The organism is Bartonella vinsonii subsp. berkhoffii ATCC 51672 (assembly GCF_902825225.1).
Classification (GTDB): Bacteria; Pseudomonadota; Alphaproteobacteria; order Rhizobiales; family Rhizobiaceae; genus Bartonella; species Bartonella berkhoffii.
The window spans coordinates 80,351-95,445 of sequence record NZ_CADEAK010000005.1 but is presented as its reverse complement, the minus strand read 5'-3'; the positions used below and the strand labels follow the sequence as shown (position 1 = coordinate 95,445).

Annotated in this window: 13 protein-coding genes; 7 read left to right on the top strand and 6 right to left on the bottom strand. The window is 38.4% G+C overall.

What is annotated here, in order from left to right:
* The first annotated feature begins 126 nt into the window (after nt 1-126).
* From nrdH to nrdF, 4 genes are read left to right on the top strand one after another with little or no spacing between them, the layout of a single operon-like run.
* Complete coding sequence (gene nrdH, locus J7R10_RS03970; protein WP_004862118.1) at nt 127-351, top strand: glutaredoxin-like protein NrdH; 225 nt, start codon at nt 127-129, stop codon at nt 349-351.
* A complete protein-coding gene (gene nrdI, locus J7R10_RS03965; RefSeq protein ID WP_010704669.1) occupies nt 351-749 on the top strand; it encodes a class Ib ribonucleoside-diphosphate reductase assembly flavoprotein NrdI in 399 nt (132 codons plus the stop codon). Before nrdH ends, nrdI begins: the two co-directional genes overlap by 1 nt.
* Nucleotides 731-2,881 carry a class 1b ribonucleoside-diphosphate reductase subunit alpha gene (nrdE, locus tag J7R10_RS03960; RefSeq protein WP_026501313.1) on the top strand — a complete coding sequence of 717 codons (2,151 nt, stop codon included), beginning with the start codon at nt 731-733 and terminating at the stop codon, nt 2,879-2,881. Before nrdI ends, nrdE begins: the two co-directional genes overlap by 19 nt.
* 11 nt (nt 2,882-2,892) lie before the next feature.
* Entirely contained in the window at nt 2,893-3,867 is a 975-nt protein-coding gene (gene nrdF / locus J7R10_RS03955; RefSeq protein WP_010704671.1) for a class 1b ribonucleoside-diphosphate reductase subunit beta, read from the top strand.
* Here the strand turns inward: nrdF and prmC are convergent.
* The 4 genes from prmC to secA form a co-directional block, all read right to left on the bottom strand.
* Nucleotides 3,864-4,730, bottom strand: a complete 867-nt coding sequence (prmC, locus tag J7R10_RS03950; RefSeq protein WP_010704672.1) for a peptide chain release factor N(5)-glutamine methyltransferase — start codon at nt 4,728-4,730, stop codon at nt 3,864-3,866. The two genes, nrdF and prmC, sit on opposite strands and share 4 nt — an antisense overlap.
* Nucleotides 4,727-5,806: a peptide chain release factor 1 gene (gene prfA / locus J7R10_RS03945; protein WP_010704673.1), complete on the bottom strand. Its 1,080-nt coding sequence runs from the start codon at nt 5,804-5,806 to the stop codon at nt 4,727-4,729. The genes prmC and prfA overlap by 4 nt, the downstream gene beginning before the upstream one ends.
* Before the next feature lie 169 nt (nt 5,807-5,975).
* Nucleotides 5,976-6,392, bottom strand: a complete 417-nt coding sequence (locus tag J7R10_RS03940) for a Fur family transcriptional regulator (RefSeq protein WP_010704674.1) — start codon at nt 6,390-6,392, stop codon at nt 5,976-5,978.
* Between the two features lie 21 nt (nt 6,393-6,413).
* Nucleotides 6,414-9,131 carry a preprotein translocase subunit SecA gene (gene secA / locus J7R10_RS03935; protein WP_010704675.1) on the bottom strand — a complete coding sequence of 906 codons (2,718 nt, stop codon included), beginning with the start codon at nt 9,129-9,131 and terminating at the stop codon, nt 6,414-6,416.
* Between the two features lie 416 nt (nt 9,132-9,547).
* Here secA and J7R10_RS03930 point away from each other — a divergent pair, with 416 nt between their 5' ends.
* From J7R10_RS03930 to mutT, 3 genes are all read left to right on the top strand, one after another.
* A complete protein-coding gene (locus J7R10_RS03930; protein ID WP_010704676.1) occupies nt 9,548-10,501 on the top strand; it encodes a peptidylprolyl isomerase in 954 nt (317 codons plus the stop codon).
* Nucleotides 10,502-10,616: 115 nt separating this feature from the next.
* Entirely contained in the window at nt 10,617-11,849 is a 1,233-nt protein-coding gene (gene argJ / locus J7R10_RS03925; protein WP_010704677.1) for a bifunctional glutamate N-acetyltransferase/amino-acid acetyltransferase ArgJ, read from the top strand.
* Nucleotides 11,850-11,976: 127 nt separating this feature from the next.
* Complete coding sequence (mutT, locus tag J7R10_RS03920; RefSeq protein ID WP_010704678.1) at nt 11,977-12,390, top strand: 8-oxo-dGTP diphosphatase MutT; 414 nt, start codon at nt 11,977-11,979, stop codon at nt 12,388-12,390.
* 337 nt (nt 12,391-12,727) lie between these two features.
* On the opposite strand, the gene J7R10_RS03915 is transcribed toward mutT, so the two are convergent.
* Nucleotides 12,728-13,591 carry a C40 family peptidase gene (locus tag J7R10_RS03915; protein ID WP_010704679.1) on the bottom strand — a complete coding sequence of 288 codons (864 nt, stop codon included), beginning with the start codon at nt 13,589-13,591 and terminating at the stop codon, nt 12,728-12,730.
* 135 nt (nt 13,592-13,726) lie between these two features.
* On the bottom strand, nt 13,727-15,094 hold the full coding sequence (locus tag J7R10_RS03910) for a leucyl aminopeptidase family protein (RefSeq protein ID WP_010704680.1): 1,368 nt from the start codon (nt 15,092-15,094) through the stop codon (nt 13,727-13,729).
* Nucleotide 15,095: the final 1 nt, after the last annotated feature.

Sequence of the window (15,095 nt, the reverse complement as noted above, 5' to 3'; positions counted from 1 at the left end):
ACAAAAGTTAAGTCCTATGTGTTTGTGTACAATTGCTGTTTTTTTTAAATTCTTGAGTTATCTATAAAATTGCCAAAATTAACCCTTTTTGGGTTGGTTTTTTTGAAATTGTGAAAGTTGAAGAAAATGCCTATCACTATTTATAGCAAACCATCTTGCGTCCAATGTGATGCTACGCGTCGTGCCCTTGATGCTAAAGGCATTCATTATCGGGTTGTGGATATATCCCGTGATGAACAAGCATATATTTTTGTTCAATCTCTGGGATATCGTCAAGTTCCTGTCGTAGTTTGTGGTGAAAATCATTGGTCTGGTTTTAGACCAGATATGATTAGCGGTCTTTGTGTTTAATGGGACTCATTGTTTATTATTCGAGTGCAACGGGTAATACTGAACATTTTGTCTCTCAGCTTGGTCAACGACTCTTCAAGATTGATAAAAGAAAACCGTCTGTGTTAGTTGATGAGCCTTATGTGTTAGGTGTTCCTACATATGCAGATGGTGAAGGGAGAATGGCTGTTCCAAAAGCAGTTATTCGTTTTCTCAATGAGGTAGAGAATCGCAAATTAATTCGTGGTGTTATTGGTAGTGGGAATCGCAATTTTGGTCGCTATTATAATTTAGCGAGTAAGCTCATTTCTGAAAAATGTTTTGTACCTTGCCTTTATCGTTTTGAGCTACGTGGAACTGATGAAGACGTTATTTGTGTAAAGAAGGGATTGGAAAAATTTTGGAAACAATCGATATAGAACAATCGCAGAAATCAGGACAAATCATGGATTATCACGCATTGAATGCAATGCTTAATCTTTATGATGAAAATGGTCATATCCAATTTGATATGGATCGGCTTGCCGCACGGCAATATTTTCTTCAGCATGTTAATCAAAACACGGTTTTTTTTCACAATCTTAAGGAAAAAATAGACTATTTGATAGAGGAAGGTTATTATGAAAAGGCTTTGTTTGAGCTTTATGATTTTTCTTTTATCAAAAAACTTTTTAAACGTGCTTATGCATTTAAGTTTCGTTTCCCTACTTTTTTGGGTGCATTTAAGTATTATACGAGCTATACACTGAAGACTTTTGATGGGAAGCGTTATCTTGAGCGTTATGAGGATCGTATTTGCCTTGTTGCTTTATATTTGGCACAAGGGAATAAAGCTCTTGCTGAGGTTTTTGTAGATGAAATTATTACAGGGCGGTTTCAACCAGCGACACCAACATTTTTGAATGCAGGAAAAAAACAACGGGGCGAATTGGTTTCGTGTTTTTTATTGCGTGTAGAAGACAATATGGAATCGATAGGCCGTTCGGTCAATTCTGCTTTACAGCTTTCAAAACGTGGTGGAGGTGTGGCACTTTGTTTAACCAATTTGCGGGAGGCAGGGGCACCAATCAAGCAAATAGAAAATCAATCTTCAGGTGTATTACCTGTAATGAAACTTTTAGAAGATTCTTTCTCTTATGCCAATCAACTTGGTGCACGGCAAGGGGCTGGTGCTGTTTATTTACATGCACATCATTTAGATATTATGAAGTTTTTGGATACAAAGCGCGAGAACGCTGATGAGAAAGTCAGAATTAAAACTCTTTCGCTTGGTGTGGTAATCCCTGATATTACTTTTGAACTTGCACGTAATAATGAGGATATGTATCTGTTCTCACCTTATGATATTGAGCGTGTTACAGGGAAACCCTTTAGCGATATTTCTGTGACGGAACATTATCGCTCTTTTGTTGATAATGCAAAGATTCGTAAAAAGAAAATAAGTGCACGTGTTTTTTTCCAGACATTAGCGGAAATTCAATTTGAATCAGGTTATCCTTATATTTTATTTGAGGATACTGCCAATCGAACGAACCCGATTGCAGGTCGTATTAGTATGAGCAATTTATGTTCAGAAATTTTGCAGATAAGTGAGGCGAGTGAATTAGAGACGGATTTAACTTATCGCACTATCGGAAGTGATATATCCTGTAATCTTGGTTCAATGAATATTGCCAAAGCAATGGAAAGTCCTGATTTCGGACAGACCGTGGAATCTGCTGTTCGTGCTCTTACGGCTGTTTCGGATATGAGCAATATTGCCTGTGTGCCGTCTATTGCGAAAGGCAATGCTGAAAGTCATGCGATTGGTTTAGGGCAAATGAATTTGCATGGTTTTTTAGCGCGCGAACAAATTTATTATGGCTCTCCAGAAGCGATCGATTTCACCAATATCTATTTTTATATTGTGACGTATCATGCAATACGTGCTTCCAATTTAATTGCACGCGAACGTCAGCAGGTATTTGCGGGGTTTGATAAATCGGCTTATGCAGATGGCCGTTTTTTTGAAAAATATCTTGAGAAAGAATGGAAGCCGCAATTTGCGATTGTACACGAGCTTTTTGCGCGTAATAATATTTTTATACCAGACCAAAGGGATTGGCAGGAACTCAAGAATTTAGTGGTTGAATATGGGCTTTATAATCGCAATTTGCAGGCTGTTCCTCCCACGGGTTCTATTTCTTATATTAATCATGCGACATCTTCTATTCATCCGATTGCTTCAAAAATTGAGATTCGTAAAGAGGGAAAAATTGGGCGCGTTTATTACCCCGCTCCTTATATGGATAATACGAATTTGAATTTCTATCAGGATGCTTATGAGATTGGCCCTGAAAAAATTATTGATACCTATGCTGCTGCTACACAGCATGTTGATCAAGGTCTTTCATTAACGTTATTTTTTCCTGATACTGCCACCACGCGTGATATTAATCGTGCGCAAATTTATGCTTGGAAAAAAGGTATAAAGAGTATTTATTATGTACGATTACGGCAAGTGGCGTTGAGTGGAACGCAAGTGGATAGCTGTGTTTCATGTAGTCTATAGGAGTTAATCATATGACAAAGATTACAACCAAAAATCCTGTTGTTTGTGCTGTCAATTGGAATAGGTTACATGATGAGAAAGATCTTGAAGTATGGAATCGCTTAACTGGAAATTTTTGGTTGCCTGAAAAAGTTCCACTTTCTAATGATATTCCTTCATGGTCAAGTTTGACGGAGGAAGAACGCAAGTTAACGATTCGTGTTTTTACGGGGTTAACGCTTCTAGATACCATTCAAAATACTGTAGGAGCCATTTCACTGTTGGCTGATGCGATAACAGAGCATGAGGAGGCTGTTTTGACGAATATTGCCTTCATGGAAGCCGTTCATGCGCGTTCTTATTCTTCTATTTTTTCAACCCTCTGTTCGACAGTAGAAGTTGATGATGCATTTAGGTGGTCAGAAGAAAATATTCATTTGCAGAAAAAAGCAAGACTAGTTCTTGAGCGTTATGAAGCAAATGATCCACTCAAGAAAAAAATTGCTTCGACTTTATTAGAAAGCTTTTTATTTTATTCTGGTTTTTATTTACCTATGTATTGGGCAAGTCGCGCTAAATTAACAAATACAGCGGACCTCATTCGGCTTATCATTCGTGATGAAGCTGTCCATGGTTATTATATAGGCTATAAATTTCAATTGGGATTTGCAAAACTTGATGAAGCCAAAAAGCAAGAAATTAAAAATTTTGCTTTTAATTTGCTCTTCGACCTTTACAATATTGAATGTAAATATACTGAAGATCTTTATGATGCACTTGGATTGACAGAAGACGTTAAAGTTTTTCTTCATTATAATGCAAACAAAGCCTTAATGAATTTAGGTTTTGAAGTTCTTTTTCCTCCTGAGGTTTGTCGTGTTAATCCTGCTATTTTAGCAGCTTTATCACCAAGCTCTGACGAAAATCATGATTTTTTTTCAGGAGCCGGCTCTTCTTATGTTATTGGCAAGGCGGTTGCTACCACGGATGACGATTGGGAGTTTTAAGGATTGCGTGTAAAAAGAAGTGCGCGAGGGATGTTATTGAGATCTTTACGCATTTCTAAACACTGAAAGCCATTTTGTTCAAATAAATTGCAAACTTCTTTTTCTTGAGAGTGACCAATTTCGACAGCGATAAAACCTTTTGCGTTTAAGTAATTCGCGGCTTCATGAGAAAGTTTTCGATAAAAATCAAGACCATATTTTCCACCAATCAAAGCGCGCAATGGGTCATAAAGACGCACTTCCTTTGCAAGGTATTGAATATCTGCTTCTGGAATATAAGGTGGGTTAGAAATAATAAGATCAAATTGATCTGTGACAGAATGAAACCAATCACTGAGTAGGGGGGTAAAGCGGTTTATCACTTCTGCATTTTTTGCGTTGTTTGTGGCTGTTTTAAGCGCATCTTCAGAAATATCGACAGCTGTTGCATAGGATTGGGGAATTTGTTTGAGAATCGCAATGGCAATGGCACCACTGCCTGTTCCCATATCAAGGAGTGTTATTTTTTTTGAGTTTTCTCCATGTTTTTTCAGAAGTGGTAAAACAAGATCCACGAGTGTTTCTGTATCAGGGCGTGGTTCTAATGTATCTTGGGATAATGCAAAAGATATGCCATAAAATTCCCGTTTTCCAATAATACGATAAACAGGTTCTCCAGCAATCCGTCGTTGTATAACGTGTTCTAATTGTGTGATTTGCTCAAAAGAAAGACAGAGTTCTGGTTGTGAAATTCTATCAAATGCATTCGTAGCTGTTATCCATTCAACAAGTATTTTTGCATCAAGATCGGCTTCAGGGATTCCGTGAGTGCGCAATGTTTCTTGAGTTTTCCGGATGATATTGTGGAGAGAATGATCATTCATTCATGATTATCCATTTCCGCTAGGAGCGCTGTTTGGTGATCGGATATAAGTGCATGAATAAGTTCATCGAGATCTCCTTCCAAAATACGATCAAGTTTATACAAAGTGAGATTAATACGATGATCAGTGATTCGTCCTTGAGGGAAATTATAGGTACGGATACGTTCTGATCTGTCACCAGAGCCAACTTGGTTTTTACGGGATGCTGATCGCTCACTTTCCGCTTTTTGTCGTTCGATATCGAATAAGCGCGCACGTAAAATTTGCAGTGCCCGTGCACGGTTTTGGTGCTGAGATTTTTCTGCTTGTACAACCATAATTCCTGTTGGAATATGTGTGATACGAACAGCTGAATCGGTTGTATTGACGTGTTGTCCTCCTGCCCCAGATGCGCGCATTGTATCAATACGAAGATCTTCCGAACGAATTTCAATATCAATTTCTTCAGCCTCTGGAAGCACTGCAACGGTAGCAGCAGATGTATGGATACGTCCACTTGTTTCTGTTTCAGGGATGCGTTGCACACGATGAACACCTGATTCAAATTTCAATTTAGAAAAGACACCTTTTCCTGAAATGGTTGCAATAATTTCTTTATATCCACCAACTTCTCCCTCACTAAGTGAAACGACTTCAACTTTCCAGTTATGAGAAGCAGCATATCGTTCATACATGCGAAAAAGATCACCAGCAAAAAGCGCTGCTTCTGATCCTCCTGTTCCTGCTCGAATTTCAACAATAGCACTTTTTTCATCAGCAACATCTTTAGGCAAAAGAAGAATTTGGAGTTCTTGCTCAAATTGTTCCATTTTCTGATATAATAATGGTATCTCTTCTTGGGCGAGGTTACGCATCTCTATATCTGTTAGCTTGTCACTGATGAGAATTTCCAGTTCTGTAATTTCTCTATAAAGAGCATTTAATGCACGTATAGAATGAACAATTGGCTGTAATTCTGCATATTCAGAAGCTAGTTTTACATATGTGTCAGCATTTGGGCTTTGGGCCATTTGGCTTTCAATTATTTCAAAGCGCTTTTCAAGCTGTGTCATACGATCTTTTGGCAAAGAAACCATGATAATATTGGCCTAATTTGTTATAATATTGGTAATTGATTACTTTATAGCATCAGCTAAAAGAGGGTAATAAAGCAGAAAAACTTTCTTGCCAATGAAAACTAGATAAACTTGTATAAAATCCCATTTGTATGAAGTGCTTTTTAATGATACATACGAAATTAGCTCTTTAAGAGTTACGTTTTTTCCCATAAAGTTCAAGACGATGGTGAATAATATCATAACCAAGGGATTTGGCGATTTCTTCTTGCAGCTTTTCAATGATATCAGAGTGAAATTCGATGACTTGCCCTGTTTCCACATCAATGAGATGATCATGATGATGCCCGTCTGCTTGTTCAAAACGCGATGGTCCACCACTAAAGGTATGGCGATGAATTGCACCATTTCCTTCTAATGTTTTCATGGTTCGGTAAACAGTCGATAGCGAAATACTCGAATCGATTTTGTGAGCGCGCTGAAAAATTTCAAACGCGTTCGGATGGTCATTTGTATCAGTCAAAATATCGAGAATAATACGCCTTTGTCGTGTTACTCTTAAACCCGCATTGCGTAATTCCTGCTCATAATTTCGCTTCTCATTCATTTTCTTCATTGTGTTTGTTATTCAAACAAAAGCTCCATGACAGTGTTTGTATTTTTTCTCTGAACCGCAAGGACAACGTTCATTACGTCCAACTTTTCCCCATGTCGTAAAATCGTTAGGGTCACGGTTTTTCGGATCAACAAATCTATTTTCTTGTGATCGCGTCCATAAAGTTGAGCCACTTTCATTATCTTGATCGTTAACAACAGAAGAATCAATATTGCTTTGTTCTATTATGAATGGTTCTGTGGGTTGTTGAATGATTTCGAAACGCATGAGTTTAGAAGTAACGACTCTGCGCAAATTTCTAAGCATGGACTGAAAGAGTTCAAAGGACTCTGTTTTATACTCATTGAGTGGATCTCGTTGCGCATAACCTCGAAAACCAACAGCGGAACGCAAATGATCTAAACTTACCAGATGTTCACGCCATAGCGTATCAATAGTTTCAAGTAACATGGCTTTGTGAAAATAAGCCATTACTTCTGGAGAGTAGCGTTCACTACGTTCGTTTTCAAGTTTGGTGACAGCATCAGATATGCGTTCTAAAATTTGTTCTTCAGCAATTCCATCTTCCTTTGCCCATTCTTCTACTGGAAGCTCAAGGTTGAAGAGGTGGTGAATTTCTTCTTGGAGAGCTTTTACATTCCATTTTTCAGAATATGTTCCAGATGGGATATAGGTTTCTACGAGATCCTCAATCACTTCATTGCGCATTGCAAGGATCATATCTGTTAAATCATCTGCATTCATGACTTCCATACGCTGTTCAAAAATAACTTTGCGTTGGTCATTCATGACATCGTCATATTTTAACAAATTTTTACGGATTTCAAAATTTCGTGCTTCGACTTTTTTTTGCGCTTTTTCGAGGGCTTTATTAATCCACGGATGGGTAATAGCTTCATTTTCTTTCAATCCAAGTTTCTGCAGCATACCATCCATACGGTTTGAGCCGAAGATACGCATAAGATCATCTTGAAGAGAGAGAAAGAATTTTGAACGACCAGGATCACCTTGGCGACCAGAACGGCCACGCAGCTGATTATCAATACGGCGGCTTTCGTGGCGTTCAGTAGCAATGACGTAAAGACCACCAGCAGCGAGTGCTTTTTCTTTGAGCTGCTTCACATCTTTTTTAATTTCTTCAATTTTAGCCGTCCGCTCTGCTCCATCAGGCATATCCTGTAATTCTTTTCGGATACGCATTTCGACATTCCCACCAAGTTGTATATCAGTACCACGACCAGCCATGTTGGTTGCAATTGTTAAAGCTCCAGGAACACCTGCTTGCGCAATGATGTATGCTTCTTGCTCATGATAGCGGGCATTTAAGACTCTAAAATCAGAAATACCCTCTTTTCGCAAACGTTCTGCTAATTGTTCTGATTTTTCAATAGAAGTTGTACCAACAAGAATAGGTTGCCCTTTTTCGTGGGCTTGACGGATATCACGCACAATAGCACGATATTTTTCTTCTTCTGTTCGATAAATTTCATCATCTTCGTCAAGACGCTGTACTGGTAAGTTGGTGGGAACTTCTACAACTTCAAGACCATAAATATTACTGAATTCTTCGGCTTCTGTTATGGCAGTTCCCGTCATTCCAGAAAGTTTTCTGTACATACGGAAATAATTTTGAAAAGTGATGGAAGCCAATGTCTGATTTTCTGGTTGAATAGCAACATGCTCTTTAGCTTCTAGGGCTTGATGAAGTCCTTCAGAATAACGCCGTCCTGGCATCATACGACCTGTAAATTCGTCGATAATGACAATTTCATTATTGCGAACAATGTAATCCTTATCACGAACAAACAGCTTATGGGCTTTTAGCGCGTTATTGACATGGTGGACGATAGCAACATTTTCTATATCATAAAGACTTTCACCCTTAAGATACCCAGCTTGTTCAAGCATTTTTTCAATTTTTTCAGTACCAACTTCAGTAAAAGTTGTTGTCTTTTGTTTTTCATCTATTTCATAGTCTTCTGGAGTTAAGTCTGGAATAAATGTATCAATAAGATTGTAAAAGTCTGTACGATCTTCTAGAGGACCAGAAATAATAAGGGGGGTACGCGCTTCATCAATAAGAATTGAATCAACTTCATCAACAATTGCGTAATGATGTCCACGCTGAACCATTTGATTACGATCAAAGGCCATATTATCACGCAGGTAATCAAAGCCCAATTCGTTATTTGTTGCATAGGTAATGTCACATGCATAGGCTGCTCGGCGGGCATCATTATCAAGGTCATGCAGAATCACGCCCGTTGTTAACCCGAGAAAACTGAAAATTTCCCCCATTGTTTCTGCATCACGGCTAGCAAGATAATCATTTACCGTAACGACATGAACACCTTTTCCTTCCAAGGCATTGAGATAAATTGGCAAAGTTGCCATTAATGTTTTACCTTCACCTGTGCGCATTTCAGCAATGCCACAGTCATGGAGCACCATTCCACCAATGAGTTGTACATCAAAAGGACGCATATCATAAACACGTTTTGCTGTTTCACGAGCAGTTGCAAAAGCTTCTGGTAAGAGCTGGTCAATGCTTTCACCTTCAGCAAGGCGTTTACGAAACACGTCAGTTTTTTGACGCAATTGCGCATCGCTTAATTTCACGAATTGTTCTTCCAAAACATTAATTTGTACAACTTTTTGGCGAAGAACCTTGAGACGTCTCTCCTGAGCTGAACCAAAAAATTTACGTGCAAAGACACCTAAACTGACCATCTCTGGTCCTTTCTTTTAATTGTTATTACTCTCATTGGGTTATTCATATGCCATCCCCGTGTTTGCAACCCCCAAGACATTTCATATAACTGGATGCAAATGGTACCATTATACTTGTTGGTGTGCAATTTTTCACTTTAATTGTAAAGTAGAGATAAGAGGCGAAGCGCACCGTGTCAACTTTAGTAATACTGTTTATTTGACACGATACAAAGTAATTTAGGATACAATATGTCATTTCTTTATATTATCATATTTTGCATGCGCATGAGATGGGGTAGGATACACCGAGATAAAAGGGCAAGTTTATGCTTTTTAAAATAAAATTACTCATTTATTTATCTGTATTTAGAGATTAAAATGTTACAGTAAAAATGAGAATCTTGAACCTACCTTCATTTCTAAGGAGTCTATTTATGAAATTCAACTTTATCACGCTGGTTTTGATATCAACTTTATTGACGAGTACGAGTTTAGGGGTGGTAGCCCAAGAAACTTTGAATTCATCGTCAAGTGATTTAAAGACTTTGGAGAAAGCTTCTGAAAAAACAGTTTCTCCCTCTGATGTTATGGCGGTTGTTGATGGGAAGAATATTACAGTAGGGCAATTGGATGAATTAGCACTTGAGATAAATCCTAATTTAGCGCGTTTTCCTGATGAACAACGCCGTATAATGGTTTTAAAAGCTTACTTGGATATGCAGGCGCTTGCTAAAGCAGCAATGAGCAAAGGTATTGATAAGACTGAAGCTTACGATAAACGTATGGCAGTTATGCGTGACAATGTTCTTCAACAGCTTTATTTTAAACAGACAGTTGTTGACCGGATTTCGGATACTGATTTGGAGGCCCTTTATAATAAAGAAGTGGCTGCTTTACCCAAAGAGGATGAAGTTAAAGCGCGTCATATTTTAGTGAAAACAAAAAAAGAAGCAGAAACTATCATTAAGCGTTTAAATAAAGGGGAAAATTTTGAAGAGATAGCTAAAAAGAATTCCACAGATGGCTCCGCTGCTGTTGGGGGCGATCTTGGTTATTTCAGCCATGGTCAAATGGTTAAGCCTTTTGAAGATGCTGCGTTTGGCTTGAAAGTTGGCGAATACACTAAACATCCTGTTGAAAGCCCTTTTGGTTGGCATGTTATTAAGGTGGAAGATCGTCGTTTGAAACAGCCTCCTGTATTTGATGATGTGAAAGAAATGTTGCGTACACAGTTAATAAAAGAACGCTACCAAAAACTAATTGTTGATTTGCGCAGTAAGATAGATGTGAAGTATCCTGATCCTAATGTTATAAAACTTATGCAATCGCTTAATCAGAATGGGACGCCGTTTCCGAATGAAACATCTGATGAGGAAGATACGGAATAGCGAGGAAGAAGAAGCAGATAGTATCTTTGTTTGGTGATTTAATAGATTTGTTTCATTCAAAAAACTTAGCAATTGTTTGTGAGAGATCGTTATCTGTTTTTATGGAAAGCGTATTGTGATTTTTAAAATATCTCCTTTGTCTCCCCAAAACATACAGGAGCTTCCGCCATTATCTGGTGTTCGAATAGCAACAGCTGAAGCTGGGATTAAATATAAAGGTCGTGCAGATCTTCTTTTTATCATATTCGATGAACCAGCAAGTGTGGCAGGTGTTTTTACACGTTCAAAATGCCCGTCTGCTCCTGTGGAACATTGCCGCGCATCGCTTCCTCATGGGGTGGCTAGGGGGGTTGTTGTGAATTCGGGGAATGCAAATGCTTTTACCGGACGCAAAGGAAGGCACACAACAAATGAAATCATGTATGCAGCCGCAAGCGCTTTGAAGGCTCAAGAAAATGAAATTTTTATAGCTTCTACAGGTGTTATCGGTGAGCCCATGGATGCATCGGCTATTGTAAATCTTTTACCAAATATGGTGGAGACAGCAGAAGAAGAGAACTGGTTGGAAGCTGCAAAAGCAATTATGACAACCGATACATTTCCAAAACTTGCTACGCGCAGATTTGATTGTGGAGGAAAGACTGTTACTCTTAATGGGATTGCAAAAGGCGCTGGTATGATTGCACCAGATATGGCGACAATGCTCTCGTTTGTCGTAATTGATGCAGGTATTTCTTCGGATATACTTCAATCAATGTTATCAGAGGCGGTTCAGGACTCTTTCAATTCGATTACTGTCGATAGTGATACCTCAACATCAGATACACTCATGATGTTTGCAACAGGAAAAGAAAGTTGTTACTCCCTTACGTGTAAAACTGATCCACGTTATGGGGTCTTTATGAGACAATTGCGTGCACTGTTGCAGGAGCTTGCATTACAAATTGTTTGTGATGGTGAAGGTGCTCGTCATTTAATTGAGGTTAATGTGATTGGTGCTACAACAGACAATGCTGCGAAGACGATTGCCTTCTCAATTGCAAATTCACCACTTGTAAAAACCGCTATTGCCGGTGAAGATGCTAATTGGGGGAGGGTGGTTATGGCTGTTGGTAAAGCAGGTGTTGAAGTCGACCGTGATCTCTTGACGATTTGGTTTGGTGAACATCGTTTAGCTGTCAATGGCGAACGTGATCCTGAGTATTGTGAAGAGACAATAGGTGCTTATATGCGAGGCAAACACATCACAATTCGTGTTGATATTGGCTTGGGTAGAGGTAAAGCGACAGTTTGGTCTTGTGATTTGACGAAAGAGTACGTTATGATTAATGGCGATTACAGAAGTTAATTGATGTACTATAAATTTGACATTGGATATTTCTTCAGAGAAGATTAGAGATTTAAATTCTTCCATCTTGGGGTAGGGGGCGTTATAGAAGAGATGGTTATCCTTACTATTCCTAGTGGAGAGTGATATGCATAGAAAAAGTTCACTTCTTCTTGTTGTTGCATGCGCATTGTTGGATCAAGATAAGCGCGTGTTGCTTACAGAACGCCCTCAAGGAAAATCATTAGCTGGTTTATGGGAGTTTCCTGGTGGAAAGGTTGAAAAAGGTGAAATTCCAGAAGAGTCATTGATTCGTGAATTGAAAGAAGAACTTGGTATTTATGTTCAGGAGAATAACTTATTACCCTTAACATTTGCAAGTCATACTTATGAGACATTTCATCTCTTAATGCCATTGTATCTCTGTTCTCATTATGAAGGCTTTGCACAAGGACGAGAGGGACAAAACTTAAAATGGGTTTTTATTGGTGAACTTGATCAATATCCAATGCCTGCTGCTGACAAGCCATTGATTCAGATATTGAAGAATTTTCTTCTTTAATGGAGCAGTGAGAAGAAAATACTGCTTAATCAAATCCTTATCCATAACATACGGTAATTTCATGAAAGACAGTAAGCCGGTTGATAATTTTTTACAATATTTCCAAAACGCATGAATAATGTTAATAAAGATTTTTAAATGAGTTCTAATGAACTTTAGGAAAAGAGTAAATAATGAACTCTTTTGATATAAACAAATCTGTACAAGTGTTTGTTTACTGAGGGATTAGTAAATCACTCTAATCTACAGGATGGTTTTTAGATTCAAAATGGATTCATGAAGGAATGAAACAATGGAAGTCTTATTTTTTGATTGGGTTCATATATAAGAGCACATATTATGTTTTCTGCATTGGGCGACGCTTTTCTACAGGATATTGATGTTTTTGCGCGATACGTGTAATGGCTTTTTCCAGAGGTTCAATCATAACATCCATAGAGAAACCATTTGCATGAATAATATTTTCCTGATCAATCATAATGGCGACATGACCTTTCCAAAAAATCAAATCACCTCGTTGAAGTTTATCATGATCTGTAAGTTGTTTGCCTATCGTTTTCTGCTGCATGTCAGTATCGCGTAAAACCATTTGGCCGGACATGATCATAGAGAGCTGGACGAGTCCCGAGCAATCAATTCCAAAACCACTAACACCACCCCAAAGATACGGTGTGCGTATAAAAGTTTCGGCAACCGTAACATAATCTTCATATACGCGCCCAATGGGACTGAGATGATGGCTAAAGATTGCTTTCCCATTTTCAAGTATAGAATATACTGTGCCATGGACTTCAATTTCATCAACAACACTTACTTTGCTGCCCATGGATAAAAAACACTCCATGGGTCCACGTAAATCAGCCTGTAAATATTGAAAAGTGCGTGGTACTGAAACGACATGTGTTTGTTTTAAGTTTGATGTACAAAGAACAGTTGTATCAATATAACCGACATAACCATCTTTGAGAGATTGTCCCCATGACATGGTTTCTCCCTGTTCAAAGATGAGGAGTTCTTCTCCTAATAAGCACTCTGTTTGTCTTTCGCTTTTTTTATTGTTTTCTTTGAAAAGTCCAGCGACAGCTGTATTAACACGTTTTTTTTCACCTTGCACAAAACGCTGTGCTGTAATTTCTGTTTCAAGACGTTTATCTGCTAGATCATCTCTGAATGCATATAATCGGGGATCTTTAAAGACCATCTGTTGACCTTTCATTTTTTCTTTAAAGTAAGATCATGATAACCGTACTCGTAGGATTTTTCATCCTCAAATAAAGCACAAACGTAAGCGATAAAAAACGGCTCCAAAATTCTTCAACTTTGTGGATATTTTGTGTCAATTTTTAAAGAGGTTATAAAGAGCACGAATAACTTGTGCACAACCACCGACAGGGAAGCCTGGTTTTTCTTTTGAAATCCACCCGTAAAGGTCAAAATGCGCAAAATATTTGGCTTTTTCAACAAAAGAGTTCAGAAATAAAGCGGCAACCACGGAGCCTGCAAAGTTATTACCACTTATATTATTAAGATCAGCAATTGGTGATGATAACATTTCCTGATAAGGTTTCCAAAGGGGCATTTGCCAAAGAGGATCTGAAACAGAATAAGCAGATTGAGAAATTTGTTGGGCCCATTCTGAATCATTGCAATAAAATGCTGCAAGATCTGGTCCTAATGCTATACGTGCTGCTCCTGTTAAAGTCGCCATACAAAGCATGAATTGTGGACTATCTTCATCACCATAGGCAAGCGCATCAGCAAGGACAAGTCGTCCTTCAGCATCTGTATTACCAACCTCTACACTTAAACCTTTACGACTTTGGAGGATATCGCCTGGTCTGTAAGCATTAGCAGAAATTGTATTTTCAACAGCTGGAATCAAAACACGTAGACGAAAAGGCAATTTGGCATCCATAATAAGTTGAGCCAACCCCAAAACATGTGCTCCCCCTCCCATGTCTTTTTTCATGAGTGACATATTGTTAGCTGATTTAATATTGAGTCCTCCAGTATCAAAGGTTACACCTTTTCCAACCAACGTTATTTTAGGATGATTTTCTTGTCCCCAGTGTAGATCAATAATTCGTGGTGCAGTGCTGCTGGCTCGTCCTACAGCATGGATCATCGGAAAATTATGTGTTAAAAGTGCATCTCCATAAATGCTTTGGACATCAGCACCGTAAGTTTTCCCCAATTGGCGAGCTTCTTTCTCGAGGGTATCAGGGTTCATATCATTGGCAGGAATATTGATAAGATCACGCACAAAAAAGACGGTTTTATAAATTCGTTGAAGTTCATCAAAATCGACCCTATCGCTGACATAGAACGATAACGATTTGGAGGAAAAATTTTGACGATAGCGGTTGAATTGATAACTTCCAAATGCCAATCCAAGATAGCTCTTTATTTCATGGGAGGCAGCTCCTTCTAAATGCCAATGTCCAGCAGGAAGTTTTTTAGCGAGAAACCCTGTGAGAAAAGGTTCATCACCGTTACCAAGCCCAAATAAAACTTTTTTTAACTGCCCATTTTCGTGAGGAACGAAGAGTATTTGTCCTGCTTTGCCGGTAAAATCATTAACTTTCATCCATGTTATTATTGATGCATCAAGCGATAACTCAGCAATATTTCTTTGTTTTACCAAAAGTATGGGACAACTATTATCGACACGTATTGTGCTAAAGTGAATGTGATGTAAGTCCATA

Excerpts from the sequence above, each read along its gene's own strand:
- nrdH (WP_004862118.1), top strand. The coding sequence starts at position 127 with ATGCCTATCACTATTTATAGCAAACCATCTTGCGTCCAATGTGATGCT.
- nrdI (WP_010704669.1), top strand. The coding sequence starts at position 351 with ATGGGACTCATTGTTTATTATTCGAGTGCAACGGGTAATACTGAACAT.
- nrdF (WP_010704671.1), top strand. The coding sequence starts at position 2,893 with ATGACAAAGATTACAACCAAAAATCCTGTTGTTTGTGCTGTCAATTGG.
- prmC (WP_010704672.1), bottom strand. The coding sequence starts at position 4,730 with ATGAATGATCATTCTCTCCACAATATCATCCGGAAAACTCAAGAAACA.
- prfA (WP_010704673.1), bottom strand. The coding sequence starts at position 5,806 with ATGGTTTCTTTGCCAAAAGATCGTATGACACAGCTTGAAAAGCGCTTT.
- J7R10_RS03940 (WP_010704674.1), bottom strand. The coding sequence starts at position 6,392 with ATGAATGAGAAGCGAAATTATGAGCAGGAATTACGCAATGCGGGTTTA.
- secA (WP_010704675.1), bottom strand. The coding sequence starts at position 9,131 with ATGGTCAGTTTAGGTGTCTTTGCACGTAAATTTTTTGGTTCAGCTCAG.
- J7R10_RS03930 (WP_010704676.1), top strand. The coding sequence starts at position 9,548 with ATGAAATTCAACTTTATCACGCTGGTTTTGATATCAACTTTATTGACG.
- mutT (WP_010704678.1), top strand. The coding sequence starts at position 11,977 with ATGCATAGAAAAAGTTCACTTCTTCTTGTTGTTGCATGCGCATTGTTG.
- J7R10_RS03915 (WP_010704679.1), bottom strand. The coding sequence starts at position 13,591 with ATGGTCTTTAAAGATCCCCGATTATATGCATTCAGAGATGATCTAGCA.
- J7R10_RS03910 (WP_010704680.1), bottom strand. The coding sequence starts at position 15,094 with ATGGACTTACATCACATTCACTTTAGCACAATACGTGTCGATAATAGT.